Consider the following 26,924-nt stretch of genomic DNA (forward strand, 5'->3'; position numbering starts at 1 on the left):
TCCTTCGAAAAGATAGAAGGGGCACCTCTTCTTCTTTTTGAAGGACTTTATTATTTCCCGGGAAATGATGAACTTCTAATTTTGGGACTGGAGCAATCTGTTTTTTTAACGGTTCGTATGGTAAAATATCGGTTGTGTAAGTAGAGCGTGGAGGTGCACGAGATTGATGAAGAAAAGCATACTATCTATGATGGCGGCAGTACCACTGGCTGCCGGATTACTATTTCAGACAGAAACAAACGTACAGGCAGCGGAACCGGAGCTTGCTGCGGAATCAGCGATATTGGTGGACGCTGATTCAGGCCAGATTCTTTACAGCAAGAAACCCGATGTTATTCTTCCTCCGGCGAGCATGACAAAAATGATGACCGAATATCTTGTTAATGAAGCGGTAGCACAGGGGGACACGTCCTGGGACGCTGAAGTGAATGTGACAAGCAAGGCAGAGGAAATTTCCCAGAATAATGCCTTATCCAATGTGCCGCTCAGGCAGAATCGTACATATACCGTACAGGAATTGTATGAAGCGATGGCCATCTATTCCGCAAATGGTGCTTCGATAGCTTTAGCCGAGCATGTTGCCGGCTCCGAATCCGATTTTGTCGACATGATGAACAGTAAAGCTGAGGAACTGGGGATGGAAGAATATGAATTTGTGAATTCCACAGGACTGAACAATTCTTCCATGGATGGACTTCATCCGGAAGGAACCGAGCCGGATGCCGAAAATATGATGTCTGCCCGGGCATCGGCAAAGCTTGCATATCATCTGCTGGACGAGTACCCGGATGTCCTGGATACGGCGAGCATTACGGAAAAAACATTCCGGGAAAACGGCGCCAATACCTCCATGGATAACTGGAACTGGATGCTTCCCGGCAGCATGTATGGGAGTCTTGATTACGAAGGAGTAGACGGCCTGAAGACAGGATATACGGAAATGGCGGGCAATGCTTTCACCGGCACAGTGGAACAAAACGGCACCCGCTTCATTTCCGTCGTGATGCGTACCGATTCACAAACAGCCCGTTTTAAAGAAACCGCCAAACTATATAACTACGGATTTGAGAATCTTTCTGAAACAGAAATTGTTCAGGAAGGGCAGTCTTTTGAAGATACTTCTTCGATTCCGGTTGTAAATGGAAAGGAAGACACTGTTTCAGCCTCGACCGGAAGCAGTCTCTCGCTTCTTCTCGAGAACGGAGCCGCCGAAAACATAAGCACATCTGTGGAAATCAATCAGGACATACTGAATGAAGACGGGGAGCTGGAGGCTCCGGTAGAAGCAGGTACAGAAATTGGACAGGTTTCACTCACCGGTGAAGCGGCACCGCAGTATCTGCTGGAGCAGAACGCGTCTTCAAAGAATGTCCCGCTTGTTATTGATGAAGGTGTGGAAAGATCCGGCTGGTTCGCGTTGACGATGAAGAGCGTCGGCGGATTCTTCGGCAGTATGTGGAGCGGTGCTTCAAGCTTTGTGCAGGGACTGTTCTAGGCCATAAGTGTTTATTCGCACGGGTGGTAGTGTTATAATAAATGATACCATTACGTCTTGTCTTGTTCTTGATACACGATGACGGAACGAAACGATATAACGAAGGGACCAGGAGGAATGGAAAATGGCAGATAGAGGGACAGACAGAGTAAAACGAGGAATGGCGGAAATGCAGAAAGGCGGCGTTATCATGGACGTCGTCAACGCCGAACAGGCAAAAATCGCCGAAGAGGCAGGGGCTGTAGCGGTGATGGCACTGGAGCGTGTACCTGCTGATATACGTGCGGCCGGCGGTGTAGCACGCATGGCTGATCCAACGATCGTTGAAGAAGTGATGAATGCTGTATCCATTCCGGTCATGGCAAAAGCAAGAATCGGACACATCGTGGAAGCCAGACTGCTGGAATCACTGGGTGCGGATTATATCGATGAGAGCGAAGTGCTCACACCGGCGGATGAAGTATACCACCTCGACAAGAGTGAATATACCGTTCCGTTTGTGTGCGGGGCCCGTGATCTGGGGGAAGCACTCCGCCGCGTAGGCGAAGGGGCTTCCATGCTCCGCACCAAAGGGGAGCCGGGAACAGGCAATATCGTGGAAGCGGTCCGCCACATGCGGATGGTTCAGTCCGAATTAAAGAAAATTGCGGGCATGTCCAAAGATGAACTGATGACAGAAGCGAAAAACCTGGGAGCTCCCTATGAACTGCTGCTGGGTATTAAAGAAACAGGAAAACTGCCTGTTGTAAACTTCGCAGCCGGTGGTATTGCGACGCCTGCTGACGCTGCACTCATGATGCAGCTCGGTGCCGACGGTGTGTTTGTAGGATCGGGTATATTTAAGTCCGAACACCCGGATAAATACGCGAAAGCCGTGGTGGAAGCCACGACGCATTATCAGGACTATGAACTGATCGCCCGGCTTTCCAGAGGACTCGGTACTGCGATGCAGGGATTGGAAATGTCCACGCTTGCCCCGTCGGAACGTATGCAGGACCGAAGCATGTAAAAGGAGGTGCCGTATATGGTGACAATCGGCGTGCTTGCTCTCCAGGGTGCTGTGCAGGAACACGTCAAAAGCCTGCAGGCTCCTGACGTGGAGACCGTCATTGTAAAGCGGACGGATCAGCTGGATGCACTGGACGGCCTTGTTTTTCCCGGCGGCGAAAGCACCACGATGCGCCGTCTCGTCAATAAGTACGGTTTTTATGAACCGCTGCGCGAATTTGCTGCTGCCGGCAAACCGATACTGGGCACCTGCGCCGGTCTCATTTTAATGGCCGAACGCATCGCGCAGGAACCCCAAGGCCACCTGCAGCTGATGGATATAGACGTCCAGCGCAACGCCTTCGGACGTCAACGCGAAAGTTTTGAAACGACACTTGTTGTCAAAGATGTAGCCAAAGATATGGAAGCGGTATTTATTCGTGCGCCGCTCATCTCCAGCACAGGAGATGACGTAGAGGTTCTCTCGTCCTTTAATGGAGAGATAGTAGCAGCGCGGGAGAATCATCTGCTTGCCTGCTCCTTTCATCCCGAACTGACAGACGATACGCGGTTTCATCAATATTTTGTACAAATGGTACGTGAGTCAAAAGAAACAGCTCCGGAACACACCGCTGTGACGTAATAGAAGAAGCGGTGGTTGTATCCACCGAAGGAAAATCAACGACGGGCCATAGTACCGGCATGTCTGACACGCAGAGAGCTGGTGGCTGCTGAGAACCAGCTGCAGAATGACCGGGAATCCCGCCCTGAGTGAAAAAAGGAACACGGCCGTGGCCGTCAGTACGTTTTTTCGGTTCATCCACGTTACAGGATGCAAAGAGAGGCAGCGCGTACGCTGCAATCTGGGTGGCAACGCGGGCCCCGGCTCCCGTCCCTTTCTATATCAAGGGGCGGGAGTTTTTCTTGTCTGCCCGTCAAAAAGGTATGAGATAATCAGCAGCGAATGAATCAATCACACGCATCAGTAAACGAAGGAGGATGAACATGCTTGATGTAAAAAAACTGCGGCATAACTTTGAAGAAGTCAAAAAACAGCTTGCTAAGCGGGGCGAAAATATTGCGGATTTGGATACCTTTCAGGAACTTGACGAAAAGAGAAGGGATTACATTCAAAAAACCGAAGAGTTGAAGCAGAAACGAAATGAAGTCTCCCAGCAGGTGGCCGAGCTGAAACGCGAGAAAAAAGACGCTGATCATCTGATTCAGGAGACGAAGGAAGTTTCGTCCCGTATTAAAGAATTGGATGAAGCGTTGAAAGGGATCGAACAGCAGCTCGAAGATCTGATGCTCCGCATTCCCAATATCCCTCATGAAAGTGTGCCGTACGGCGAAGATGAGTCCGACAATGAAGAAGTCCGCACCTGGGGGGAGAAACCGTCGTTTACGTTTGAAACGAAAGCACACTGGGATCTGGCGGCCGACCTTGGGATGATGGATTTTGAACGAGCGTCGAAAGTGACAGGCAGCCGCTTTGTTTTTTATAAAGGAGCCGGCGCAAGACTTGAGCGAGCGTTGATTAACTACATGATGGACATGCATGAAGCAGAGCACGGCTACGAAGAAATGATGCCGCCGTATATGGTGAACCGTGACAGCATGACCGGCACCGGCCAGCTCCCGAAATTTGAAGAGGATGCCTTTAAAATCAGGGAAGAAGATTACTTTTTGATTCCGACGGCAGAAGTGCCCGTCACGAACATGCATCGGGATGAAATTCTCGATATCGAAGACCTGCCGCTTCGATATGCTGCGTACAGTGCCTGCTTCCGGTCAGAGGCGGGTTCGGCCGGACGGGACACACGCGGTCTGATTCGTCAGCATCAGTTCAACAAAGTGGAACTGGTCCGGTTTGCGCTGCCGGAACAGTCATATGAGGATCTCGAGACATTGACAGGTCAGGCGGAAAATGTGCTGCAGCGCCTGAAACTGCCGTACCGCGTGATGAACATGTGCAGCGGAGATCTCGGGTTTACCGCCGCCAAGAAGTACGATATTGAAGTGTGGCTTCCGAGTTATGAAGACTACAAAGAGATTTCTTCCTGCAGTAACTTTGAAGACTTTCAGGCGCGGCGTGCCAATATCCGCTTCAAACGGGACAAAAAAGCAAAAACCGAATTTGTTCATACGCTGAACGGTTCCGGTCTGGCGGTCGGCCGCACCGTTGCTGCCATTATGGAAAATTACCAGCAGGAAGACGGCTCGATTCAAATTCCTGAAGTACTGCGCGGCTACATGGGCAACAAAACATATATTTCAAAATAAACTGGAGAAAATGGACCGGCTGGAGCGGCAGCTGGTCCTGTTTTTGTATCTGGATCGTTTGAACAAATGAATCGGAAGCCTTGCAAGCGTGGCTGCATTTTTTTTATAATAACTATAGCTTTTATAACAAATCATGAAGGCGGTTATTCTCATTTTCGTGTACCCGAACGTTATCCAAAGAGGAGGAACTTCCTGTGAAACTGGATCAGACGGATATGAATATTCTTTCTTACCTGCAGGAAAACGGCAAACGGTCTTACAGTGAAATTTCCCGTTATCTCGATGTAAGTGAAGGAACCGTGCGGTCACGGATTAATAAAATGCTCGAAAATGAAGTGTTTGAATTCATCATTCATACGAATCCAAATAAGGTTGGATTGTATGTACAGGCTATTATCGGGTTCTCCACGAAACTGGGGGAGCAGGACAATATCGCCAAAAGCCTGCAGCAGTTCCCCGAAGTACGATTCATCGGCGCATTTTCCGGAAAGCATGATCTCATCATCCAGGCCTACTTCGAGGACAATGACAGCCTCGTCCGGTTTGTAAACGAGGAACTGGCTCATATTGACGGCATATTAAGCGCGGATGTCAATGTGGAGCTGAAGCAGTACAAAGACTCGTTTTCCTATGTTATCCGGCAGTGACTATCCGGAATCTGTACAAAAAAAGAGTATTGCAGGGAATAACCTCATATGATAATATTGTGTTTGTCGGCTGAGAGAACAGCCTGTGTCATACGGAGGAGTACCCAAGTTCGGCTGAAGGGAGCGGTCTTGAAAACCGCCAGGGGGTTAACGCCCCGCGGGGGTTCGAATCCCTCCTCCTCCGCCATTTTAACAACAACCATACGATACATAACGGATAAATAATCAACAGGACATGGCCGCGAAAGCCGTGTCTTTTTTTATGAGAGATAAAGGCTTCACAGCAGTGTTCAAACGCCGCCGGTACTCGGACGATCCTCTGCTGCTGCAGGAAGCCGTACCACCCGGATACGTGCGCAGCAGGTTTAAACCTGCGGAAAACGGGAACTATGCACGTAGTGTCTGCAGTGCTCTGCCGAAGACGTGTGGGCGGATAACTGGACATGGTTTTTGGCAGCAGGTTACGATAAAAGTGCTGGAATGAAATGTAACATGATAAGAGAAAAGATTTTGCTGCAGAAAGGATGAATCATATGAACGTTCTTGTTGTCGGCGCAAACGGCCAGATTGGTAAACATCTCGTATCTTCGATTCAAAACAGTGATAAGCTGAAAGCCAAAGCGATGATCCGTAAAGAGGAACAGGCATCTTATTTTAAAGAGCTTGGCGCGGACACTGCCGTGGTTGATCTGGAAGACAGTATCGAAGCCATCGCCAAAGCCGCTGAAGGTATGGACGCGGTCGTTTTCACGGCCGGTTCCGGACCGCATACCGGAAAAGATAAAACCATCATGATTGATCTGGATGGAGCGGTAAAAACGATCAAGGCGGCAGAGAAAGCCGGCGTGAAACGGTTTGTGATGGTCAGCTCGTTTGATACGAGCCGCGAAGCCATTCTGGAAGCCCCTGAATCGTTCTCGCCGTATGTCGCGGCGAAACATTATGCCGATGAATGGCTGAAAGCATCCGACCTGGATTATACCATCGTTCAGCCCGGCATGTTGACAAATGAAGAAGGAACCGGGCAGGTGCAGGCAGAAACAAAAGTGGAACGCGGGGAAGTACCGCGGCAGGATGTGGCAGACGTCATCACCGCCTGCCTCGAAAACGATGCAACCACCGGAAAACAATTTCAGCTGGTGGGCGGCAGCACATCCATCCGCGAAGCCATACAATCGTTGTAATATGTCCCCATTCAACCTTCCCGGAATGGATTCCGGGAAGGTTTTTTAAGGATTTCGGTTCTGCTTGAAGTGTTTTAAAAAGGCCACAATCAAAAAGCTAACGATAACAAGCAGCAGCCAGGAGCTTATTTTTCCGACGTGCACGACATCCCATCCACTCTGCTGGTGGGGATAACTCCAGCCGCCTAACAAAGTGACGATATTTTCCGCTACCCATATGAAAAAACCAATCAGAACAAACGCCAGGGACAACGGCATCTTGTAGGTCGAGGATCTTACCGTGAAGAACACCATGGTACGCAGAAACACAAAAAGGGTGAGGATTTTCAGAATCCAGCGGATATCATAGACAAAGTGGTGGGTGTAGAAGTTGAAATAAATCACCGCGCTAAGAAGCACAACCATCCACGTCGGCGGCCAGTGGGTAAGCCGGAGATCCAGCCTCCGCCACGCCTGGCACATGTAACTTGCTACACTGGCATACATAAACCCGCTGTACAGCGGCACCCCGTACACTTTTGTCACCGCCTCCTCCGGATAACTCCAGGACCCCATATGTACTTTGTACAATTCGAGCGCCAGTCCGATAAGATGAAACACACCAATCACTTTCAACTCATCCATCGTTTCCATACGGGAAACAAGCATCAGTGCCTGAGCGGCTGTACAAATCAGAAAAATCAGGTCATACCTTGCCAGTCCGGGAACACTAACCACCTGGGTCAGGCCGAGACTGAGAAAAATAACAAGAGGAAAAACACAGGACTTCGCCTGCTCCCATCCAAAGTAGAATAACTGCCTCATTATGTATCATCCTAGAATTGATTGTTAACCTCATTTTATAATAGAAATATATTTTGTAACATCTTATGATTGAAAAGTACAAAAATTCATTGACATTTAAATATTTGAAAGCGTATACTTAAACCAATCTAATCGATTAGATTTTTAGGAGTGGAAATGTTGGTGACGATAAAAGACATTGCGAAAAAGGCAGGCGTATCCGTTGCAACGGTATCGTACGTATTAAATGAACGTCCGGTCAGCGATGGAATGAAAGACAAAGTACTTAAAGCTATTGATGAATTGAATTATGTTCCAAATGAAGTGGCCAGGAGACTTAGAGTGAAAAAAAATTACACCATTGCCCTCGTATTACCGGATATCACGAACCCGTTTTATCCTGATTTGGCAAAAGGATGTCAAGATGCTGCTAAAGAAAATGGGTTCATGCTAATTATGATTAATACGGAAGATAAAGAAGATCAACTGAAAGATGTTATGAATCAGGTGCGGCAGGGGGGGATTGATGGTCTAATTTTAGCTAATGCAATGGAAAGAGATATGTCACAGGTCCAATCATTATTGGAAACGCAGATTCCCGTGGTGTTTGCCCATCGTTTTATAGAGGGTATTGAAGCGGATTCTGTGACGGCTGATAACTTCACCGGAGGCTATAAAGCAACAAAGCATTTAATTCAACACGGACATCAGCATATTGCCATAATTGAAGGACTTTTAGGATCGTCCGTCAGTTTGAATAGAAAAAAAGGTCATGAAAAAGCCATGCAGGAAGCAGGTTTTACAGTCCCCCCGGAATGGATAATCAAAGGGGAAACGGATTATGAGCTGACGTATAATAGGGTAACACAATTATTGACTTCAACTCATGAAAAAAAACCAACCGCCATTTTTTCCAGTTCTGATCTCATGGCGTTAGCTGCTGTGGATGCTGCTAAAAACGCAGGGTTTTCCATACCTGATGATCTTGCTGTCACAGGGTATGATGATCTATTTATGACATCTTCCTTAAAGTTGACCACAGTACATGTTCCACGTTATGAAATAGGTAGACAAGCGGTTCAGATGCTGATTAATAAAATAAATAATCAGCAGTCCAGTAGTTCTTCTCAGCCCGTAGTATTGGATACAAGCCTTATCATTAGAAAAACCAGCGGTGATTTGAAATCGTTAAAATAAAAATGAGATTTTTTAGGCAAAAATCTAATCGATTAGAAAGATAATTGAAACCGCATTCAATAAAGTGAAGTTGTTTCAACTACAGGACATTGCGAAACAAATATTTTATCCATGGAGGGTATATAAAATGAAAAAAACCATGAGAAGCTTCGTCGTTCTTTTATCATTTCTTTTCATCCTAGCGGCTTGCGGTTCCAACTCAGATGAAAATGCTACAGGAAATAGTAATGGGGGTGGAGAAGACAGCGTAGATTATCCAACTCAGCCAATTGAAATTATAGTACCTTGGGCAGCAGGTGGAAGCAGTGATCAAACAGCCCGGGCTTTAGCAGAAGCAATGAGTTCTAATATTAATCAAGATGTAACCGTTACGAATCGGGAAGGTGCTGGTGGTACGATTGCGACTGCAGAAGTTGCACAAACCCAGCCGGATGCCCACACTATTCTTCTGGATGCGGTAGGGGTATTTACAACACAGCCCCATTTAAAGAACGTACAGTATTCTATCGATGATTTTAAAGCGATTTCAGGGTTGACATATGAGCCGATTGTATTAGCAGTAAATGCCGATTCTCCTTGGGATTCCCTGGACGATTTAATTACAGAGAAAAAAAGTGATACTCAAATTTCATATGGTCACTCTGGTGCTGGGGGATTACCGGATTTGGCTCAGGCAGCGTTTTTTAATCAAGCTGGGATAAATGCAGAGAGCATTGCTTATGATGGACAAAATCCGGCAGTATCTGCGCTACTTGGTGGACACGTTGATACTATTGCTGCTCATCCAGGAAGTATTATGCAGCATGTAGATTCTGGGGACATTAAGATTTTAGGTGTATTTTCACCGGAACGTTTTGAAAAATTACCTGATGTTCCAACATTTAAAGAAAAGGGTTACTCTATTGACATGAGTGTGTGGAAGTTTCTTCTTGTATCTCAAGAAACTTCTGACGAAGTAAAAAATAAATTAACAAGTATTGTAAATGATGCTATGGCCAGTGATCAGTTTCAGCAGTTTCTAAAAGATGCGAATTTGACTGAACAGAGTTTAAGTGGTGAAGAAGTGATAGAACGTTTGAAAAAGAACAAATCACAGCATGGAAAAATCATAGAAAATATGGGCCTTTCAGCAGAATAACAAAATTTGAGTATGGTGGGGGTTAAACCCCTGCCACACTCTGACAATGTCCAGGAGGAGTTATAAGTGATATCGAAAGAGCGATATGTTTGGCTGTTTCTATTTATGTCGGGAATAATAATCTGGAAAGTATTAATTCCTACACAAGTACAGGTTAATCAAAACTCTTCTACGTACGGACCAGAATTTTTTCCTAATGTATTAGCGATAGCTCTCATCGTTATTAGTGCCTTTTCTTTGTTAAGTACTTTTTTTATTCGTTCATCTCAAGAACATGAAGAAAAAAAAGAGAAAGATAAAGAAGGAAGTAAATGGGTTGGATTCATAGTATTTATTATTATGGGAGTATATGTCTTTACTATCGAGTTCCTTCATTACATTCCTGCAACTATTATTTTCATGCTGCTTATTATGTGGGTATTATCTGTAAGGAAATGGTATTTATATATTGTGATGTTTGGAATAATCTTTTTTGTTCAATATGTATTCCAAAACCTTTTGTACATTCAACTTCCTTAGAATAACTAAGTAAAGGGTGGGCCCTGTGGGAGAAATAGTAATAAATAGTTTAGGCGATGTATTCGCTGTAAACAACGTTTTGGTTATCTTGATAAGTGTATTTGCTGGTTTTATATTTGGTGCTTTGCCTGGACTTACCGCAACCATGGGTGTGGCTTTGATGCTTCCTATTACCTATGGGATGCCGCCTACACTCGCTATGATGGCACTACTTGGGATGTACTGTGGAGGAACATATGGTGGTTCTATCTCGGCCATATTGATTAGAACTCCGGGGACACCTGCCTCAGCTGCTACTGTAATGGATGGTTACGCTCTGGCTGAACAAGGAAAAGCATCAGATGCTCTACGCATGTCTCTGTTTGCATCGGTATTCGCAGGTATTTTTAGTGCATTGGCTCTACTTTTTATTGCCCCTCAGTTGTCCAAATTTGCCCTTGAATTTGGACCGGCTGAATTTTTCGCTCTAGCAGTTTTTGGGTTAACCATGATAGCCAGCATTAGCAGCGATAATTTAAGAAAAGGTGTAGTAATGGGGATTTTCGGGATGTTTGTTTCAACAATAGGTATTGATCCGATTGGTGGATTATCCCGGTTTTCTTTTGGCAGTGACGAGTTGATAGGGGGAGTGAATCTAATCCCTGCATTAATAGGATTATTTGCGATTTCGGAAATCATTAATAAATCGCAGACTGCTCATTTGCGTTCAAATGAGAAAGTGAGTCACCTGGAAAAAGCAGCTTCATCATTGAAGAATTTTATGAAACATTTTAAAACAATACTGAAATCAAGTGCTATTGGAACATTTATTGGATCTATTCCGGGGACAGGACCCGCTATTGCTTCTTTTTTGAGCTACAATGAAGCTAAAAGATCATCAAAAAACAAGGAGCAGTACGGCAAAGGTTCAATGGATGGCATAGCAGCTGCGGAAGCAGGAAATAACGGAGTGACTGGAGCAACTCTTATTCCTCTCCTTACATTGGGAATTCCCGGCGATACTGTTACCGCAGTTATGCTTGGAGCACTAATGATGCAGGGACTTGCTCCAGGTCCACAGCTTTTCCAAACGTCAGCAGACATGATGTATACAATTATGTTTGGTTTGATTCTTGTAAATATCATGATGCTCCTTCAAGGCTTTTTTGCCGTTAAATTTTTCGCAAAAATTAAGAATATACCCGTGAATATGCTGCTACCCAGCTTATTAATTCTTTGTTTTATAGGGGCATTTGCTGTGAATAACACTGTTTTTGACGCCAAAATTATGCTCCTTTTCGGGCTTATTGGCTACATTGCTCCTAAATTTGGTTTTCCTGTGACACCGATGTTGTTAGGCATCGTACTAGGTCCTATAGCAGAAACTTCTTTTAGAAGGGCTTTATCAGTATCAAGAGGAGATTGGATGGTTTTTGTAACGGAACCCATATCTCTTGTTTTTCTTTTATTATCATTAATTTCTATTTCATTCCCCCTTTTGAAATCTATATTCCGAAGAAAAAACTGAAGATTAATCAAAAATAGAAGGAGTAAAAAAATGAAGATAGTAGATGTCGTGCCACATATATTGAAAACACCATTGAAAAAACCTTTTGCTTTCTCACAAGGCTGGGTACAACAACGCAGTACTGTTATTACAGAAATTGTAACGGATGAAGGGGTGACCGGTTGGGGTGAATCACTTTGTCACGGTCTCCAACCACCGGAAATAGCAGCTTCATTTATACAATACTGTTTTAAACCGCTTCTTATTGGACAAGACCCCTTTGATGTAGAAGTCTTGTGGGAAGAAATGTATAACACTTCAAGACCCTATGGACAAGCCGGTGCAGCGGTGAACGCGATAAGCGGTGTCGATATAGCGATTTGGGACGTAATAGGAAAGAGTTTGAATAAACCGATTAGTAAATTAATTGGTGGAAGATTTCGAAACGAAATAGTTCCCTACGCTACGGGTTTTTATCGAAAAGAGGGAACAGATAATATAGAAGCAGGAATAGAAGAAGCTAAGAGCCATTTAGCAAAAGGTTTCAACGCTTTTAAGCTAAAAACTGGTTTTGGTGTGGAAGCGGATCTCGAATATATTCATGAAATACGGAAAGCTGTTGGTAATGAGCCTAAGATAATGCTGGATGCCAATGGAGCCTACAATGCATCGTTGGCTCGGCGGATTTTAATAGAGAGTGAAGCTGATAACATACACTTTTTTGAAGAACCACTGCCCCCGGAAGATCTAGAAGGATATAAACAGCTGAAAAACCTCACAAAGACCTATGTCGCTGCTGGAGAAAACATCTTCGGAAAGATAGGGTACAGGCACTGGATTGCTGATAATGCGCTGGACATTCTGCAGCCGGATCTTTGTTCTTCAGGCGGCTTTACAGAAGGGAAGAAAATAGCGGCGATGGCGCAGGCCTATAACACCATGCTCATTCCTCATGTGTGGGGATCCGGTATTGGCCTTGCCGCATCTATGCAGTATATTGCCTCGCTGCCGCCTGCTCCTTTATCCCTGAATCCGATGGAGCCGTATCTGGAATATGATCAATCCTCCCATCCGTTCCGGGAAGATTTGATATACGATGCGGTGAGGATGGAAAATGGAAAAGTCCATATTCCCGAGAAGCCCGGTATAGGAGTGGAGGTTAACCGGGATGTCATTGATAAATATAGTGTACAGGTGTTTCAGTAATACGATGAAGTGGAGGGACACGGTATGGAAGAACCAAAAGTAATTGTTTTTGGAGTCGATGGTTTAATTCCAGAATTGGTCTATAAATTCGCGGCAGAAGGGCACTTGCCTAATATTAATAATATGTTAAAAGAAGGAACCAGTGCTGAACTACTCCCTTATATTTCAACATGGGGAGATGTGAACTGGGTATCATTTCTGTCAGGACAGGCTCCAGGAGACAGCTGGAAAGGTCAGAATATACCTAAGGAGAATGAAGGGAACCTGCTTGATATAATGGAAAAGGAAAGCAAAAAAGCGGCTTTGGTGCATTTTCCTCAGACTTTGTCCACGGCAGGAACCAGCCATTTTTGTTTCGCGCCTTATTATGCAAATCCCTCTTTTGAAGCAGCGTCGTCAGCTGTCTACACAACAGATCTTGGAAAGTGGCCGGAAAAAAGAGTAGAGGAGTTTTTAGGATGGCCTCCTGTCGGAACGTTAGCCCACCATATTAAGAGCAATCGGTTCCTAATCGAAAAAATGGAGGAAGACTGGAAATTTTTCATCTCTCTCCACGGCGGCGGCGAAATAGTGTTAATAGTAAAGCCATTCACACAAGATAAGGTAGTCATGAAATTGCCCGAAGGACGTTCGATAGAAATTAAATACCAAGAATGGAGTGATTGGGTAACCCTTCCGTTGGAAAATGATAAAAATGGAATGACACGATTCAAGCTTGTTCATTATGACCAGGAGAATCAGGAGATGGATTTACTTCAATCACAGATAACGATAGAAGGGGAGTTGTCCAATGATTCAGAAATTGAAACGTACCTATTAAATAAATACGGTCCTTTTATCTCGAACTGGACAGTAACTGCATCCCCGGAAGAAAAGTACCACGAGACAAGTTTTGAAGAAGGAAAGTATCAGGCTATGTGGCTGGCAGAAGCGGCTCTTGGTCTGCTTGACGAAAAAGACTATCACTTGTTTGCCACTGTTTTTCGATTAAATGATGAAACACACCATACAAGCTTGGCAAAATACGATCCTGCGTCGCCGTTTTATACTCCTGAAGAAGCACCGCGGTACGAGGAAAATATACGGGAAAGCTACAAAGTGCTTGATCAGGCCGTAGGTAGAATTCTGAAAGGAAAAAAGAAAGATACAACATTGATTGTCGCGTCGGATCACGGCGATGTTCCGAACCATTATTTCTGTGACGTGCACAAACGCCTGGAAGAATGCAGTCTCTGTGTGTTGGATGAAGAAGGAAAGCAGGTACAAAGCGAATCTAAAGCTTATCTAAAAGATGAAAGAGGTGGCATGGAAGTATTTGTGAACCTAAAGGGGAGGGATGAACAAGGAATTGTACCTCCGGAAGACTATGAAAAAGTGCAGAATGAAGTGTTCCGCGCACTTACCACTTGGAGTCACACAGATTTGAATGAAATACTTCCAGTAACTGCTTTGACTATAAAAAAACAGGACGCTGCCATCATAGGTTACTGGGGACCAGATGTGGGAGATGTGGTTTTTGCCTACGATAAAGGATTTGTCTGGGGTAAAAATAGTAAAGATGTGACCGCTCCGGTGTCCGGACCTGGAGCCAATCATGGTCCTCAGATTCCAACCGCTTCGACCAACCATTCTTCTAATTTAGGTATTGCTATGTTTTATGGAAAAATCGCAAACAGGAAGGCCCCATTCCAACAAACTGAAGCTCCATTCTCGATGGTTTGGGCAGGGAAAATGATAGCTGAATTATTAAACGTAAGAAAAACAGATATATTAGATACCTAGACGCTGTGTAGCATCCATAGTCGAATGAATGAAGATGAAAGTCCCTGCTTTTATCCATATCACGGTTGTAAAGAGTGATATGGATAATATTCCATCTTCATCGTCTGCAGTGTGTGACCGAACAAGGTCTCTGTGAAAACAGAGATTTCACGAAACCCCATTTTGCGGTAAAATCGTTCCGCTCTGTCATTTCCTACTTCAAGATAAACGACGATTGTCTCTTTGTTCCCCGCTTCTTCTTTCACTTTTTCCATCAGAGCCGTACCCAGCCCCATCCAGTAACAGGAAGGATGAACATAAATGGCGGCCAGTTCGTTTTCCTGTCCGCTTTGATGAAGGTTGGCAAAAGCAGCTGGTTCTCCTTCATATTCGGCCACAAGAAATACATCGGATGCAAGCTTGTCCGAGAGGGCGGCAGATGAATAAGCCATATCCAGAAATTTTCTTTGTACTTCGGACGGAATCAATGTCTCGTAAGTTTGTGTCCAGGACGTTTCCGCCACCGTCTGGATGGCTGGAATGTCTTTCGTTCCGGCTTTCCGGATCACAGGGTTCATATGATATTCCTCCTCATACCTTGTGTTAATCTATGAACTGTATTCTACATCATTCAGTAAAAACCTGTCATATGATGTCACGAACAGAGGCATATCATTTTAATATTTTGTGACAAAAGGTATACAATAAGACGTAAGTTGTAACTTAACATAAATGTTTGAAAGAAGGGTATTATGATGAGTGATCGTTTTGGAGAAAAAGTAGTACTTATTACAGGAGCCGCTTCCGGGCTGGGACAAGCTGCTGCGTTTAAAATGGTCAGCGAAGGAGCAAAACTGTCTCTCGTGGATTTGAACGAAGAGGCACTTCAGGAAACGAAGAAAGTGATTCAGGAACAGGAGCCGCAGGCGGAAGTACTGCTTATCATAGCGGATGTAGCAAAAGAAGAAAATGTGAAACGTTACGTTGGTGAAACCGTGCAGCATTACGGCCGGATTGACGGCTTCTTTAACAATGCCGGTATTGAAGGGAAACAAAATCTCACCGAGGATTACGGAACGGATGAATTCAATAAAGTTGTCGGTATTAATCTCGACGGCATTTTCTACGGCATGAAATATGTGCTTGAAGTCATGAAAAAACAGGGAGCCGGAGCAATCGTTAATACCGCTTCCGTCGGTGGTATCCGCGGCGTAGGGAATCAATCCGGCTACGCGGCCAGCAAGCACGGAGTCGTCGGACTGACGAAAAACTCCGGCGTAGAATACGGCCAGTTCGGGATTAACATTAACGCGATTGCGCCGGGAGCTATATGGACACCGATGGTGGAAGACTCGATGAAACAGATGGCCGGTGATGATTACGGAGAAGCAGCAAAAGACTTTGTCAGTGTAAATCCGATGAAACGGTTCGGGAAACCGGAAGAGATCGGGAATGTCGTAGCTTTTCTATTGTCCGGGGAAGCCGGCTTTATTAATGCATCGGTTATACCAATCGACGGCGGTCAATCCTACAAATATTAAATAGATATTTTGAAATGAGCCTGCTGCGCCTAAGTGCAGCAGGTTTTATAATTCCTTGATTTTTTTCAGTGGGCACGTTACAATAATACCTACCAAATGGTCGGTAGGTTCAATAAAAAAGAAGGTGAAACGATGGAGAAACGACAACAGATTCTTGAAGGAGCTTCGAAGGTAATTTCTGAACGGGGGCTGCATCGTCTTACGCTCGACGCTGTGGCCAAAGAGTGCAATATGAGCAAAGCCGGACTGATTCATCATTTTCCGAGCAAGGAAGCGTTGATTACAGCGATGAACAAACAGGTGGCTGATCGTTTCACCGAAAGTATTGATCAGGCAAACGATCAGGAACCCTCCTACAACAAAGCTTATCTGAAGGGGTCCATAGAGGAATTAAATGCGCCGAAGATGCTGAATGTAAGCAACAGTCTGCTCGCCGCCATTGCAACGAACCCGGAGTTGATTCAGCCATGGCGGCAGTCCTATGAAGAAATGGATGAAAAAATGAAACAAGAAGGCATTTCCGAAGAGCTTTCTTCCATTATCCGGCTTGTGAGCGATGGATTGTGGTTTGCCAACATGTTCGACCTGCAGCCGTTATCCAAGCAGGAACAGGAAAACGTGAAAGCCTGGCTGTCTGCGTGCGTCGACAGGGAAAAAAGAAATTAAAACGAAGGGAGATCGGGTGTATGATGGAATATCTGCTGCTTGCCCTTTCTGCGGTGGGAATGGGATATTTTCCTTTTTTCGAAGTGTATCTGGCCATACCGGCTGTCATGGTAGCGGGCATGGGACCGGTATCTGCCGTGATCTGGTCGGGAGCCGGAAATTTTGCGGCTGTTCCTACGATTCTCTATTTTTATGAACAGTTGAATAAAATACCGCGCCTGCAGAAATGGCTGCGCCGCCTTGAAGAAAACCGGTTCCGCTCGAAAATCGAACGGTACGGCGGATGGATGGTGCTTTTTACCACTGTTATTGTGGGGGTTTGGGCCGTCGCCGTCGTCTGCCGGTCTCTTGGGATGAGCAGGCGGACGCTGCTCCTTACATCTGCTCTCAGCATCGTCGTGTACGGTGTGCTTACAGCTTATTCCGTCGAAGCCGGTTTGAATTGGTTCCAGGCATAAAAGGGAACAGTGGAAAAAGCAGATAGGTTTACAGCAACATACCGTACAGGGTATAGTGTAGGTAACAGAAATGAAAAGGAGGCGGAGCCCATGTACCTGAAATATTTTTATGACAATGAACTGTCCCAGGCGTCCTACATGGTCGGCTGTCAAAAGACCGGGGAAGCGGTGGTGATTGATCCGTCCCGGCATGTTAATGCATATCTTCAGATTGCAGAAGAACAGGGATTCACCATTACCGGCGCGTTGGAAACACACATCCATGCGGATTTTGTATCCGGAGCGGTGGAGCTTTCCGGCCGTACCGGTGCGGTGATCTATCACTCCGCAGAAGGGGATGAAAACGGAGGCTACGCCTTTGATTCCAGCCTGAATACAAAAGGAGTGCGCGACAAAGACAGAATTCACGTCGGAAATGTGTGGATGGATGTTCTGCACACCCCGGGGCATACACCGGAACATGTTTCTTATCTGCTCACAGACGGCGCCCATCCGGAGAAACCGATCGGGGTGTTCACCGGTGACTTTGTCTTTGTCGGAGACGTCGGGCGCCCGGATCTTCTGGAAAAATCCGTGGGAGTAAAAGATTCGGCAGATGCCGGCGCAAGACAGATGTTTGCCTCTATTCAGTCGTTCAAACAAATAGAAGATTACCTGCAGATCTGGCCCGGGCACGGCGCGGGAAGCTCGTGCGGTAAAGCGCTTGGTGCTGTGCCGACCTCGACGGTTGGCTATGAAAAGATGTTTAATCCGGCGTTCCAGCCGGAGCAGGAGCAGGAATTTGTCGACTTTCTGCTGGACGGGCAGCCGGAACCGCCGGCTTACTTTGCCAGCATGAAAGAAATCAACAAGTACGGGGCACCGTATTTATCCGAGGTTCATCCCCCGGTGTTATTGTCCATCGATACGAAAGAAGTGGAGAAGCTGGCTGAGAATGAAAATAACATGGTCGTTGATACGAGAAATCCGGCTGTTTATGCCCGTGGTCACATCCCCGGCACGGTCAATATTTCCTATCCGGAAGCATTTACCGAATGGATGGGATGGTTGACGGATTATGAATCAAATATTTACCTGATCGGCGCCGAATCCGATCACGAAGCGATGCGGGATGCCCTGTACGGTATCGGAATGGATCGTATCGCAGGCTTTATACCGGCGGGCGTTGTAGAACGTGCCGGCCGTCTGCGGACGTATGAAAACATCCCTCCTCAGGAAGTGAAAGAGGAAAAAGAAAAGGGGAATATCCGGGTATTGGACGTACGCTTTCAGGATGAATGGGAGCGTGAGCGCATTCCGGGAGCAGAGCACATTATGCTCGGTCATCTGCCAGCCGGAACCGATGAGGATCTCCCGTCGAAAGATAAACCGGTAGCCGTGCACTGCGGTTCCGGCAAACGCTCCGCCATAGCCGCCAGCATCCTCCTGAATAAAGGATATGACGTAAAAAATATGGTGGGCGGTATGATGGCTTGGAAAACGGACAATCTCGAAACCGATTAAAGAAATGGGAGATGCTGATTGCAGGCGTTTCCTTGTGATAGAAGGGGAGGAGAAGCAGATGGAATACTCCGAAGAAATGAAGAACAGGTTGAAGCGCGCAGAAGGCCAGATCCGCGGGGTTCAGAAAATGATGGATGAAAGCAAAGACTGCAAAGATGTCGTCTATCAGATGTCGGCGGCACGTACAGCGCTGGACCGGGCCATGGCTAACATTGTAGCGGAAAACCTGGAAGAGTGTATCCGGGAACAGATTGAAAATGGCGGAGATACCTCGGAATACGTGCAGGAAGCCATTGAACTGCTGAGCAAAAGCAGGTAAAAGCCACCGCGGGGGCGGATCCCCCCCGTTTTATCATTGAAAGAAGGGCCTGCATCGAAAAAATTTTTTATTTCATTTTATACCCATAGGGGTAATTTAAGATGACAAGGAGGTTTTTACTATGTTTTCACCGATTCCAAAAATATCACCGCAGAATGTAGAGAAGCGGATACAGGATGACCCTTTTCAGGTCATTGATGTGCGTTCCCGGGAGGAAGTCAGGCACGGAAAAATACCGCAGGCGGTAAATATTCCCTTGGATGAACTCGAAGAAAGAATGGAAGAACTGGATACGAGCGAACAGTATGTGATGGTGTGCCGTTCCGGGAACCGGAGCGCAAAAGCGGCGAAACGCCTGCAGAAAAACGGATATGATGTAAAGAATATGACCGGCGGTATGATGAAATGGCGGGGGGATATAGAAGTGTAAGGAAGGGGCAGAACATGATGCAATACAGTATACTGTTTATCATTGTTTTATTTCTCATCGGGTTCGCGGGATCTTTTGTTTCCGGGATGGTCGGTATCGGCGGCTCCATTATTAAATACCCGATGCTGCTTTATATTCCGCCACTTCTCGGCTTTTCTGCCTTTACGTCCCACGAAGTAGCCGACATCAGCGCCGTGCAGGTATTTTTTGCCACGATAGGCGGGGTATGGGCCTACCGTAAAGGCGGGTATTTAAATAAATCCCTTCTTTTATACATGGGCATCAGTATTCTGCTCGGCAGTTTAATCGGGGCGCTCGGTTCCAATCTGATGACAGATGACGGCGTGAATATGGTGTATGCGATCCTTGCCACGATTGCTGTGATCATGATGTTTATTCCGAAAAAGGGAAGAGAAGACATTCCGAATGAAGACGTTTCTTTTAACCGCGCCGCTGCTTCCGGCGGCGATGGGAAGACAGGTAACGATGTTTTTCACTTTCTGGGGTCTGAATGTACTCCGGAAGGAAAATGTACAGGGCGGCAGTGATAAGAAGTTCATGGAGAAAATGTTTGAAAAAATGATGCCGCGCGGCCCGGAAAAACTCGGTCTCTCCAAAATGAATTTCGGAGGCATGGGATCGAAAATGATGAAAAACCATAATGTGTCTTCTCTTCAGGAAATGATAGAAATGGCGCAGGAGCTGGATATTAAGATGGCCGCCTGTACGATGTCGATGTACGTTATGGGATTAAAAGAAGAGGAGCTCATCGACGGACTGGAATACGCCGGTGTGGCCTCCTACTTGTCCGAGGCGGAACAATCGAATCTTAATCTGTTCATCTAACGATAAGGAATGCGCTGATTGGAAGGAGAACGTAGAATGCAGGAGAAAAAATTTGACCCGGAAAAAGCAGAAAAACTGCTGGCAGAAGAACGAATCGATGTAGTAAAACCGGAGAATATCCTGGATCAGCTGGATATTCTACCCGGTGATGACGTGGCGGATCTTGGATCAGGAAACGGGTTATTCACGCTTTCCATTGCAAAAAGAACAGCAGGCGCAGTCTATGCGGTCGATCTCGAACCGAAGATGCTGGCGATGTTAAAAGAGCGGGCGGAACAGGAAAAGTTCCGCCTGCACTATGTAGAAAGTGACCTGGAACAGGTGGAGATGAAGGATGATTCCGTTGATAAAGTGCTGGCCGCTTTTGTCATTCATGAAGTGGAAAGTGTCAGCGGAACCTTAAACGAAATCAAACGGTTATTAAAACCGGGAGGGCAGCTGATGATTGTGGAATGGGAAGCAGTCGAAACAGAATCCGGTCCTCCGCTTTCCCACCGCCTTCCTTCGGATCACCTGCTGCAGATCATTCGTGATAACGGGTTTGAAGCGGAATGCTCTGCATGGAATGACGAGCACTATGTTATAAAAGCCGTCCCGACCGGTTAAGCTTGCTCAGATTATGCATACTGCATTGTTTTGTGATGTTGGCGTGTAATCCTGCTTATTTGGCTTGTAAATTGTCAGGTTCGGCTTGTAACAGGTTCCGTTTGGCCGGTAACGTATAATTCGGACTGTATTGTTCTTCATATGGTATGTAAACAGCGGCACTCGGCAGGTAAGCGCGGGCCTTTGGCTGGTAAGTACCGTTCCTGAAACGAAAACGAGAAGAATATCTGATAAAATAAGAGGATAGAACGGTGAAGAAAAGGAGTGCCTGATGGTGGCAGAAGAACAGTGGATGAAAGCGGCTCTCGAAAAAGCGGAACAGGCGGAGGCTGAAGGGGAAGTACCGATCGGATGCGTGATTGTGCATCAGGGTGAGGTCATAGGAACAGGATATAATCAGCGGGAAGGAAGCCAGCAGGCATCGGCCCATGCCGAAATGCTCGCGATCCGGGAAGCCTGCTCTTTTATGGGGAGCTGGCGTCTCGAGGAATGCACCTTATATGTCACGCTCGAACCCTGCCCGATGTGCGCAGGGGCTATCGTCCAGTCCCGGATTCCGCATGTCGTATACGGCGCTCCAGATCCCAAAGCAGGATGCGCCGGCACGTTAATGAATCTGCTGGAGGAAGAACGCTTCAATCACCGCTGCTTTGTGGAAGGGCAAGTCATGCTTGAAGATTGCCGCGGGCTTTTGACCGGTTTTTTTCAGAAGCTGCGCCGGGCAAAACAGCGCCGCTCCTGTAACGAACAAACTTTCGGTGGATAACGGATTGGATTCATGCAGCACCCGTGATATAGTAGAAACACAATGAGTGATAAGCGGGAGGGAGCACGGTGCGTCCAAATCAATTTTCTGCAGAAACAGCCCAAAAGCTTGCCGAGAAACTGAACATGCCGATTGAACATATTGTCCACACGCCGCCGCAGGTGATCATGGAGAAAATATCGGAGCTTGAAAAGAAAGAAGAAATGATGGAAAAGAACAATAAATAAATTTGCTTTTTTCGTCCTTTTTCTATTGCGTTTCAGCTCAAAACGCGGTATACTGATTATTGCGCTCTTTCGGGAGTGCCCAAACATGATAACAACTTTGCCGTGCTAGGCGGGGAGGCAGCGGTGCCCTGTACTCGCAATCCGCTACAGCGAGGCTGAATCCCTTCTCAAGGCTTTGTTTCTGTGGGGCCTGACCCTTGTAAGTGGTGTTGACGTCCGGGTTCTGTGCAACGGAAATTCGTGAACCCTGTCAGGTCCGGAAGGAAGCAGCAGTAAGCGGACACTTCTGTGTGCCGCAGAGCCGCCCGGATCGAGCTAACTGCCTGGGTAACGCTCATGGATTCATTGCCGACAGAAGGTGCACGGCTTCTATACATATTAACTGACAAAACGGCTCTCTACGGTGGGCGGTTTTTTTTATATGGCACAAGACGGCGGGAAGCCTCCATTTCCGCCCGGATATCCGCTTGAAGTTTCCCTTGATTTGAGCTTTGAAAACCGGGCATGGAACCGGTATAATAGAATATGAAAAGAAAGGAGGTCCCGGGGTGAGTTATAAGGCGCTGTACCGGGTCTGGCGTCCTCAGAAACTGGAGGATGTCGCAGGCCAGCATCACATCACCCAGACACTTCAGAATGCGCTCGGAAAAGAAAAGTTTTCCCACGCTTATTTGTTCAGCGGCCCGCGAGGCACAGGGAAAACAAGCGCCGCCAAAATACTGGCAAAAGCCATTAATTGTGAACACGCGCCTGTGCAGGAACCATGTAACGAATGCACAGCATGCAGAGGTATCGATGACGGATCGGTCGTTGATATTATTGAAATTGATGCGGCTTCCAACAACGGAGTCGACGAAATCCGGTATATCCGGGATAATGTCATCGCAGCTCCCCGGGACGTCCGTTACAAAGTATACATTATAGATGAAGTTCATATGCTTTCCACCGGAGCTTTCAATGCGCTCCTCAAAACGCTGGAGGAACCGCCGAAACACGCTGTTTTCATTCTTGCGACAACGGAACCCCACAAAATTCCGCTGACGATTGTTTCACGCTGCCAGCGTTTTGATTTTAAACAGATTACGTCAAAGGATCTGGTGGACCGCATGGCATTTGTTTTAAAGGAAGAAGGCATCGAAGCCGAAGAAGAAGCACTGCACCTGATTGCGCGTGCAGCCGAGGGTGGGATGCGTGATGCACTCAGCCTGCTTGATCAGGCGGTGTCGTTCTCGGAAGGAACGATTTCCCCGGACGATGTTCTTGCCATCACAGGAAGTGTGTCCCAGCAGTTTTTAACAAAAGTAGTGCAGGCTCTCAAAGATAAGGATACCCCTTCCGCCCTGGAAGCCGCCGATCAAATGATACGGGAAGGCAAGGATCCGCTCCAGTTTATGGGAGATATTATTTACTATTTCAGAGATATGCTCTTGTATCAGACAGCCCCCGGACTGAATGAAATGATGGACCGGGTGACGGTGGATGAAACATTTGAAGAACTCGCCCAAAAGATGGACACCGCACGGCTGTACGAAGTGATCAATCAGCTGAACCAATACCATCAGGAGATGAAAGGCGCAAGCCATCCCAAGATCTTTCTTGAAATGGCGTTAATCAATATCTGCCATACGAAAGAAATCAGCTCTGCGCCGCAGCAAACTGCTGATTCGTCTGCAATCCAGTCACTGAAAGAAAAAATCTCCAACCTGGAAAAGCAGCTGCAGGCTGTTAAAACCCCTGCAGCTGCCGGGACCGATCCTGGAAAAAGTGACGCAGAAAGCAGCCGTCAGGAAGCCGGCCGCCCCGCTCCTGGATCTATTTCTGCTTCTGCTTCCGGACGCGGAATGGACGGACGGATAAAACAGCTGCTGTCCCATGCAACGAAGCAGGACCTTCAGGCAGTAACCAGCGAGTGGAGCAATGTCATGAAGGAAGTGAAACAGCAGAGCGTTCCCGGTCATGCCTGGTTGAGCGACGCCAAACCGGTCGTCTCCGATGGGAATACGGTATTGCTTGCGTTTCAGAATGAAATGCACCGCAGCATGGTCGACACAAAATTCCGGCCGCTGGTGGAATCAGCTATGCAGGCAGCCGGCAGACCTCTGCAGCTTTTAACGATTCAATCCGCGCAGTGGGAAAAAATCAAGGAAGAGTTCAAACAGCAGCATAAGGAAAAAGATGAAGAGGAACATTCCGAAAGCGGGCAGGAAAACGAGGGAGATCCGATTGTGGACGAAGCCGTAAAACTGTTTGGATCGGACTTGGTGGAAGTGGAAGAATAATATTCAATCGGGAGGTTATACAAATGAAAAATCAACAGAACATGATGAAACAGATGCAGAAAATGCAAAAGCAGATGCAGAAGGCACAGGAAGAACTGAAAGAAAAGACAGTAGAAGCCACATCCGGCGGCGGCGCGGTGAAGGTAACCGCGGCTGGTGATAAACGCATCGTGGATATTGAAATCGACGAAGACGTTGTGGATCCCGAAGATGTAGAAATGCTGCAGGACCTCATCCTGGCAGCGATGAACGAAGCACTCAAAAAAGTAGACGAACTGACCGAACAGGATCTTGGAAAGTTCACCAAAGGACTGAATATCCCTGGTATGTGATAGGAGGCGGATGTGGTGCAGTATCCGACACCTATATCCAAATTAATAGAAGGTTTTATGAAATTGCCGGGTATCGGCCCCAAAACGGCGAGCCGCCTGGCTTTTTATGTGCTTGATATGAAAGAAGACGATGTTCTGGATTTTGCCAAATCGCTCGTGAATGCCAAGAGGGATTTAACGTATTGCTCTGTCTGTCACCACATTACAGACGTCGATCCATGCCAGATATGTGAAGATACATCCAGAGACCGGTCCTCTGTCTGTGTTGTTCAGGATTCCAAGGATGTCATGGCAATGGAAAAAATGCGGGAATACTCCGGTCTTTACCATGTCCTTCACGGAGCGATTTCGCCGATGGATGGAATCGGTCCGGAAGACATCAAAATTCCGGAGCTGATTCAGCGTCTGCAAAATGATGAGATTCAGGAAGTTATTATAGCAACGAATCCTACTATTGAAGGGGAAGCTACAGCTATGTACATCTCCCGCCTTGTAAAACCGACAGGAATAACAGTAACCAGGCTCGCCCACGGTCTGCCGATTGGCGGCGATCTGGAATATGCGGATGAAGTAACGTTGTCCAAAGCGATTGAGGGGCGCAGAGAACTTTAAGGTGGGAATTCGGCATGCTGTTTCAGAAAAGAAAGGTCCGCCAAACAGAAAATGAGCGGCTGGTTCATTTAATTCAAAGAATAAAAGAAGAACTGGATCAATACGAATATCTGGTGAAGCGGAGTATCGAACCTCCGCCTGATATACAGACAGAATTAAAACGAAAACGGGCAAAATATATGTTTCTGTTAAAAGAAGCCCGCCACCGCCGCATCAACGGCTATCATGACTCGTAATCAAAGGAAGCTGTATCAAAGGGTACAGTTTCTTTTTTATGAAAGAAAATGCAGCCGCGGGCAGGAGCGGAAGGTGGTGACTTTTGATGCTGTTCAAGTGCTTTGGGATGAAAGCATTCCTTTGCTGCGCATGCCGGGTATTTTGGCGAAGCACTTTCAGCTGTTGTTTTATCCGGCCCGGCCGTGGACACTACCATCGCAAAATAAGGATGTAGTGTCCATGGATCACCGTTTGGTGGACACTACGTTGCTGAAATCAGGAATTAGTGGGTGCTGGCGGAAATCAATGGACACCAGCTGCCGGTGTCGGAAGTCTTAGTGTCCCCACGTCCTGTTTCGGTGGATACTACGTATGCTGTGCGGCGGTGTAGTGTCCACGGAGCCGCTCCAAGCCAAACGGGAATGAGACGCTGCGCAGCACAGCGGGAAAGAAGACACGGCGAGCACCAGCGAGCCAATGCCGCCCTTTTGCGCTGGAGGAAAAGTGTCCGCCTGCAGCGTGGGCTGACATCTCAGCGAAGTACTTTTGACATATAGTTCCCTTATTGTAACTGCCGGTGTAAAATGAGTGGGTTATTCTTTAGACAGAGGGATAAATATCAGAGCTTGTACATAGACATAAAGAAAAACACTAATGGGGAGGAAAAGCATGAATCCCATTCTTTACATTTCACTTGCCGGTGTAGCTGTGTGTTTGTTCTTCATGTTCGGCAGAGGCGGCAAACCGATTAAATGGACGGGAAACCTTCTGGTGAAGTTAATTCTCGGAGCGTTGGCGTTATTTTTCCTGAATGCCTTCGGAACTGCTGTGGATTATCATCTGCCTATTAATACAGTCACCGTTTCGGTTTCCGGACTTCTTGGTATACCGGGCATTCTGATGCTTATTGCCATCGATATTTTCATCATTGGATAAAAAATTTCCCGATGTCATTGACATTTATTCGTGAGACGTTATAATAGGAATTCCCTTCGTTAAGGGAAGCCCCATAAAAAAGAAATCCAGTGTTTTTCTACCGGATGCTGTAATAAAGATTTTGAAGCTCACAAAAAAATATTGTGAGAGGGATTGACTTTATTCGGCATGGGGTGATAAGATATACAAGTCGCTGATTGAGAGACAGCGATGAACAAACTGCCCTTTGAAAATTGAATGAAAGTCAAGCGTCTGTCAATTCAAATGACCGTTTTTCGGTCATACAGATAAGAAACACAGCACAGCATCAAACTTTTTTATTGGAGAGTTTGATCCTGGCTCAGGACGAACGCTGGCGGCGTGCCTAATACATGCAAGTCGAGCGCGGGAAGCAGGCAGATCCCTCCGGGGTGAAACCTGTGGAACGAGCGGCGGACGGGTGAGTAACACGTGGGCAACCTGCCTGAAAGTCCGGGATAACCCCGGGAAACCGGAGCTAAT

29 protein-coding genes, 1 tRNA gene, 1 rRNA gene, 1 other RNA gene, 2 pseudogenes and 1 other annotated feature are annotated in these 26,924 nt (G+C 46.6%); of the genes and pseudogenes, 32 read left to right on the forward strand and 2 right to left on the reverse strand.

The genetic code is table 11. The features are described from left to right. The first annotated feature begins 166 nt into the window (after positions 1-166). The 8 genes from BM124_RS11290 to BM124_RS11325 all read left to right on the forward strand — a co-directional run bounded on the left by BM124_RS11290 (position 167) and on the right by BM124_RS11325 (position 6,596). The gene (locus BM124_RS11290; RefSeq protein WP_093337695.1) at positions 167-1,495 is read left to right on the forward strand and encodes a serine hydrolase; all 1,329 of its coding nucleotides are present in this window, start codon (positions 167-169) and stop codon (positions 1,493-1,495) included. 124 nt (positions 1,496-1,619) lie between these two features. Next, positions 1,620-2,504: a pyridoxal 5'-phosphate synthase lyase subunit PdxS gene (gene pdxS, locus BM124_RS11295; RefSeq protein ID WP_093337639.1), complete on the forward strand. Its 885-nt coding sequence runs from the start codon at positions 1,620-1,622 to the stop codon at positions 2,502-2,504. A 15-nt stretch (positions 2,505-2,519) separates the two neighbouring features. Then, on the forward strand, positions 2,520-3,125 hold the full coding sequence (gene pdxT / locus BM124_RS11300) for a pyridoxal 5'-phosphate synthase glutaminase subunit PdxT (protein ID WP_093337640.1): 606 nt from the start codon (positions 2,520-2,522) through the stop codon (positions 3,123-3,125). 29 nt (positions 3,126-3,154) lie between these two features. Further along, positions 3,155-3,382 (forward strand) — a binding site (T-box leader). A 105-nt stretch (positions 3,383-3,487) separates the two neighbouring features. Further along, a complete protein-coding gene (serS, locus tag BM124_RS11305) occupies positions 3,488-4,765 on the forward strand; it encodes a serine--tRNA ligase (RefSeq protein WP_093337642.1) in 1,278 nt (425 codons plus the stop codon). 215 nt (positions 4,766-4,980) lie between these two features. After that, positions 4,981-5,412: an Lrp/AsnC family transcriptional regulator gene (locus BM124_RS11310; protein ID WP_093337697.1), complete on the forward strand. Its 432-nt coding sequence runs from the start codon at positions 4,981-4,983 to the stop codon at positions 5,410-5,412. 94 nt (positions 5,413-5,506) lie between these two features. Then, positions 5,507-5,599: transfer RNA gene (locus BM124_RS11315), tRNA-Ser, on the forward strand. Between the two features lie 75 nt (positions 5,600-5,674). Further along, positions 5,675-5,896, forward strand: coding sequence for a hypothetical protein (locus BM124_RS11320; protein ID WP_139217122.1), 222 nt, complete (start codon positions 5,675-5,677; stop codon positions 5,894-5,896). Positions 5,897-5,945: 49 nt separating this feature from the next. Next, positions 5,946-6,596: an SDR family oxidoreductase gene (locus BM124_RS11325; protein WP_093337645.1), complete on the forward strand. Its 651-nt coding sequence runs from the start codon at positions 5,946-5,948 to the stop codon at positions 6,594-6,596. A gap of 45 nt (positions 6,597-6,641) precedes the next feature. Here BM124_RS11325 and BM124_RS11330 read toward each other — a convergent pair whose 3' ends face one another. After that, complete coding sequence (locus BM124_RS11330) at positions 6,642-7,400, reverse strand: DUF817 domain-containing protein (RefSeq protein ID WP_093337647.1); 759 nt, start codon at positions 7,398-7,400, stop codon at positions 6,642-6,644. Between the two features lie 162 nt (positions 7,401-7,562). Between BM124_RS11330 and BM124_RS11335 the strand changes: the two genes are divergently transcribed. The 6 genes from BM124_RS11335 to BM124_RS11360 all read left to right on the forward strand — a co-directional run bounded on the left by BM124_RS11335 (position 7,563) and on the right by BM124_RS11360 (position 14,707). Next, on the forward strand, positions 7,563-8,576 hold the full coding sequence (locus BM124_RS11335; RefSeq protein WP_244504317.1) for a LacI family DNA-binding transcriptional regulator: 1,014 nt from the start codon (positions 7,563-7,565) through the stop codon (positions 8,574-8,576). Positions 8,577-8,703: 127 nt separating this feature from the next. Continuing rightward, complete coding sequence (locus BM124_RS11340) at positions 8,704-9,714, forward strand: tripartite tricarboxylate transporter substrate binding protein (protein WP_093337651.1); 1,011 nt, start codon at positions 8,704-8,706, stop codon at positions 9,712-9,714. 66 nt (positions 9,715-9,780) lie between these two features. Continuing rightward, positions 9,781-10,233 (forward strand): tripartite tricarboxylate transporter TctB family protein, encoded by a 453-nt coding sequence (locus tag BM124_RS11345; RefSeq protein ID WP_093337652.1) that lies wholly within the window; start codon positions 9,781-9,783, stop codon positions 10,231-10,233. Positions 10,234-10,258: 25 nt separating this feature from the next. Further along, entirely contained in the window at positions 10,259-11,740 is a 1,482-nt protein-coding gene (locus BM124_RS11350) for a tripartite tricarboxylate transporter permease (RefSeq protein WP_212634960.1), read from the forward strand. Positions 11,741-11,770: 30 nt separating this feature from the next. Beyond that, on the forward strand, positions 11,771-12,925 hold the full coding sequence (locus BM124_RS11355) for a mandelate racemase/muconate lactonizing enzyme family protein (RefSeq protein WP_093337653.1): 1,155 nt from the start codon (positions 11,771-11,773) through the stop codon (positions 12,923-12,925). Positions 12,926-12,949: 24 nt separating this feature from the next. Then, positions 12,950-14,707, forward strand: a complete 1,758-nt coding sequence (locus tag BM124_RS11360; RefSeq protein ID WP_093337655.1) for an alkaline phosphatase family protein — start codon at positions 12,950-12,952, stop codon at positions 14,705-14,707. Positions 14,708-14,766: 59 nt separating this feature from the next. Here BM124_RS11360 and BM124_RS11365 read toward each other — a convergent pair whose 3' ends face one another. Further along, positions 14,767-15,264: a GNAT family N-acetyltransferase gene (locus BM124_RS11365; protein WP_093337656.1), complete on the reverse strand. Its 498-nt coding sequence runs from the start codon at positions 15,262-15,264 to the stop codon at positions 14,767-14,769. A gap of 177 nt (positions 15,265-15,441) precedes the next feature. Here BM124_RS11365 and BM124_RS11370 point away from each other — a divergent pair, with 177 nt between their 5' ends. The 18 genes and pseudogenes from BM124_RS11370 to BM124_RS11460 all read left to right on the forward strand — a co-directional run. Further along, positions 15,442-16,227 (forward strand): SDR family oxidoreductase, encoded by a 786-nt coding sequence (locus BM124_RS11370; protein WP_093337658.1) that lies wholly within the window; start codon positions 15,442-15,444, stop codon positions 16,225-16,227. 132 nt (positions 16,228-16,359) lie between these two features. Beyond that, positions 16,360-16,893: a TetR/AcrR family transcriptional regulator gene (locus BM124_RS11375; RefSeq protein WP_170841114.1), complete on the forward strand. Its 534-nt coding sequence runs from the start codon at positions 16,360-16,362 to the stop codon at positions 16,891-16,893. 20 nt (positions 16,894-16,913) lie between these two features. Further along, complete coding sequence (locus BM124_RS11380; RefSeq protein ID WP_093337661.1) at positions 16,914-17,351, forward strand: small multi-drug export protein; 438 nt, start codon at positions 16,914-16,916, stop codon at positions 17,349-17,351. 90 nt (positions 17,352-17,441) lie between these two features. Further along, a complete protein-coding gene (locus tag BM124_RS11385) occupies positions 17,442-18,854 on the forward strand; it encodes an MBL fold metallo-hydrolase (RefSeq protein ID WP_093337662.1) in 1,413 nt (470 codons plus the stop codon). A 58-nt stretch (positions 18,855-18,912) separates the two neighbouring features. After that, on the forward strand, positions 18,913-19,173 hold the full coding sequence (locus BM124_RS11390; RefSeq protein ID WP_093337664.1) for a metal-sensitive transcriptional regulator: 261 nt from the start codon (positions 18,913-18,915) through the stop codon (positions 19,171-19,173). A gap of 121 nt (positions 19,174-19,294) precedes the next feature. Then, a complete protein-coding gene (locus BM124_RS11395) occupies positions 19,295-19,603 on the forward strand; it encodes a rhodanese-like domain-containing protein (protein ID WP_244504316.1) in 309 nt (102 codons plus the stop codon). Positions 19,604-19,620: 17 nt separating this feature from the next. Beyond that, a pseudogene (locus BM124_RS11400) lies at positions 19,621-20,064 on the forward strand (sulfite exporter TauE/SafE family protein); the annotation flags it as partial. 1 nt (position 20,065) lies between these two features. After that, a pseudogene (locus tag BM124_RS11405) lies at positions 20,066-20,449 on the forward strand (DsrE/DsrF/DrsH-like family protein); the annotation flags it as partial. A gap of 36 nt (positions 20,450-20,485) precedes the next feature. Then, complete coding sequence (locus BM124_RS11410) at positions 20,486-21,055, forward strand: class I SAM-dependent methyltransferase (RefSeq protein WP_093337667.1); 570 nt, start codon at positions 20,486-20,488, stop codon at positions 21,053-21,055. A 271-nt stretch (positions 21,056-21,326) separates the two neighbouring features. Continuing rightward, positions 21,327-21,821 (forward strand): tRNA adenosine(34) deaminase TadA, encoded by a 495-nt coding sequence (tadA, locus tag BM124_RS11415; protein ID WP_093337669.1) that lies wholly within the window; start codon positions 21,327-21,329, stop codon positions 21,819-21,821. Positions 21,822-21,889: 68 nt separating this feature from the next. Continuing rightward, positions 21,890-22,048, forward strand: a complete 159-nt coding sequence (locus BM124_RS11420) for a YycC family protein (RefSeq protein ID WP_093337670.1) — start codon at positions 21,890-21,892, stop codon at positions 22,046-22,048. A 100-nt stretch (positions 22,049-22,148) separates the two neighbouring features. Continuing rightward, an RNA gene (ffs, locus tag BM124_RS11425) (signal recognition particle sRNA large type) lies at positions 22,149-22,414 on the forward strand. Between the two features lie 182 nt (positions 22,415-22,596). Next, positions 22,597-24,327, forward strand: a complete 1,731-nt coding sequence (gene dnaX, locus BM124_RS11430) for a DNA polymerase III subunit gamma/tau (protein ID WP_093337672.1) — start codon at positions 22,597-22,599, stop codon at positions 24,325-24,327. A 23-nt stretch (positions 24,328-24,350) separates the two neighbouring features. Next, positions 24,351-24,659, forward strand: a complete 309-nt coding sequence (locus BM124_RS11435; protein ID WP_093337673.1) for a YbaB/EbfC family nucleoid-associated protein — start codon at positions 24,351-24,353, stop codon at positions 24,657-24,659. 15 nt (positions 24,660-24,674) lie between these two features. Next, positions 24,675-25,271 (forward strand): recombination mediator RecR, encoded by a 597-nt coding sequence (gene recR, locus BM124_RS11440; RefSeq protein ID WP_093337675.1) that lies wholly within the window; start codon positions 24,675-24,677, stop codon positions 25,269-25,271. Between the two features lie 14 nt (positions 25,272-25,285). Continuing rightward, on the forward strand, positions 25,286-25,507 hold the full coding sequence (locus BM124_RS11445) for a YaaL family protein (protein WP_093337676.1): 222 nt from the start codon (positions 25,286-25,288) through the stop codon (positions 25,505-25,507). Positions 25,508-26,156: 649 nt separating this feature from the next. Next, a complete protein-coding gene (locus BM124_RS11455; RefSeq protein ID WP_093337679.1) occupies positions 26,157-26,423 on the forward strand; it encodes a pro-sigmaK processing inhibitor BofA family protein in 267 nt (88 codons plus the stop codon). Positions 26,424-26,740: 317 nt separating this feature from the next. Beyond that, positions 26,741-26,924: ribosomal RNA gene (locus BM124_RS11460) — 16S ribosomal RNA — on the forward strand; the annotation flags it as partial.

The sequence above is a fragment of the Salibacterium halotolerans genome, from assembly GCF_900115625.1.
GTDB classification, from domain to species: domain Bacteria; phylum Bacillota; class Bacilli; order Bacillales; family Marinococcaceae; genus Salibacterium; species Salibacterium halotolerans.

What these genes read in the sequence shown, in the direction of transcription:
- BM124_RS11330 (WP_093337647.1), bottom strand. Translation starts at nt 7,400, where the DNA reads ATGAGGCAGTTATTCTACTTTGGATGGGAGCAGGCGAAGTCCTGTGTT.
- BM124_RS11325 (WP_093337645.1), top strand. Translation starts at nt 5,946, where the DNA reads ATGAACGTTCTTGTTGTCGGCGCAAACGGCCAGATTGGTAAACATCTC.
- BM124_RS11360 (WP_093337655.1), top strand. Translation starts at nt 12,950, where the DNA reads ATGGAAGAACCAAAAGTAATTGTTTTTGGAGTCGATGGTTTAATTCCA.
- BM124_RS11410 (WP_093337667.1), top strand. Translation starts at nt 20,486, where the DNA reads ATGCAGGAGAAAAAATTTGACCCGGAAAAAGCAGAAAAACTGCTGGCA.
- pdxS (WP_093337639.1), top strand. Translation starts at nt 1,620, where the DNA reads ATGGCAGATAGAGGGACAGACAGAGTAAAACGAGGAATGGCGGAAATG.
- tadA (WP_093337669.1), top strand. Translation starts at nt 21,327, where the DNA reads ATGGTGGCAGAAGAACAGTGGATGAAAGCGGCTCTCGAAAAAGCGGAA.
- BM124_RS11340 (WP_093337651.1), top strand. Translation starts at nt 8,704, where the DNA reads ATGAAAAAAACCATGAGAAGCTTCGTCGTTCTTTTATCATTTCTTTTC.
- BM124_RS11380 (WP_093337661.1), top strand. Translation starts at nt 16,914, where the DNA reads ATGATGGAATATCTGCTGCTTGCCCTTTCTGCGGTGGGAATGGGATAT.
- BM124_RS11365 (WP_093337656.1), bottom strand. Translation starts at nt 15,264, where the DNA reads ATGAACCCTGTGATCCGGAAAGCCGGAACGAAAGACATTCCAGCCATC.
- BM124_RS11395 (WP_244504316.1), top strand. Translation starts at nt 19,295, where the DNA reads ATGTTTTCACCGATTCCAAAAATATCACCGCAGAATGTAGAGAAGCGG.
- BM124_RS11455 (WP_093337679.1), top strand. Translation starts at nt 26,157, where the DNA reads ATGAATCCCATTCTTTACATTTCACTTGCCGGTGTAGCTGTGTGTTTG.
- BM124_RS11290 (WP_093337695.1), top strand. Translation starts at nt 167, where the DNA reads ATGAAGAAAAGCATACTATCTATGATGGCGGCAGTACCACTGGCTGCC.
- BM124_RS11445 (WP_093337676.1), top strand. Translation starts at nt 25,286, where the DNA reads ATGCTGTTTCAGAAAAGAAAGGTCCGCCAAACAGAAAATGAGCGGCTG.
- BM124_RS11375 (WP_170841114.1), top strand. Translation starts at nt 16,360, where the DNA reads ATGGAGAAACGACAACAGATTCTTGAAGGAGCTTCGAAGGTAATTTCT.
- BM124_RS11435 (WP_093337673.1), top strand. Translation starts at nt 24,351, where the DNA reads ATGAAAAATCAACAGAACATGATGAAACAGATGCAGAAAATGCAAAAG.
- BM124_RS11385 (WP_093337662.1), top strand. Translation starts at nt 17,442, where the DNA reads ATGTACCTGAAATATTTTTATGACAATGAACTGTCCCAGGCGTCCTAC.
- BM124_RS11355 (WP_093337653.1), top strand. Translation starts at nt 11,771, where the DNA reads ATGAAGATAGTAGATGTCGTGCCACATATATTGAAAACACCATTGAAA.
- pdxT (WP_093337640.1), top strand. Translation starts at nt 2,520, where the DNA reads ATGGTGACAATCGGCGTGCTTGCTCTCCAGGGTGCTGTGCAGGAACAC.
- BM124_RS11310 (WP_093337697.1), top strand. Translation starts at nt 4,981, where the DNA reads ATGAATATTCTTTCTTACCTGCAGGAAAACGGCAAACGGTCTTACAGT.
- BM124_RS11390 (WP_093337664.1), top strand. Translation starts at nt 18,913, where the DNA reads ATGGAATACTCCGAAGAAATGAAGAACAGGTTGAAGCGCGCAGAAGGC.
- BM124_RS11320 (WP_139217122.1), top strand. Translation starts at nt 5,675, where the DNA reads ATGAGAGATAAAGGCTTCACAGCAGTGTTCAAACGCCGCCGGTACTCG.
- serS (WP_093337642.1), top strand. Translation starts at nt 3,488, where the DNA reads ATGCTTGATGTAAAAAAACTGCGGCATAACTTTGAAGAAGTCAAAAAA.
- BM124_RS11370 (WP_093337658.1), top strand. Translation starts at nt 15,442, where the DNA reads ATGAGTGATCGTTTTGGAGAAAAAGTAGTACTTATTACAGGAGCCGCT.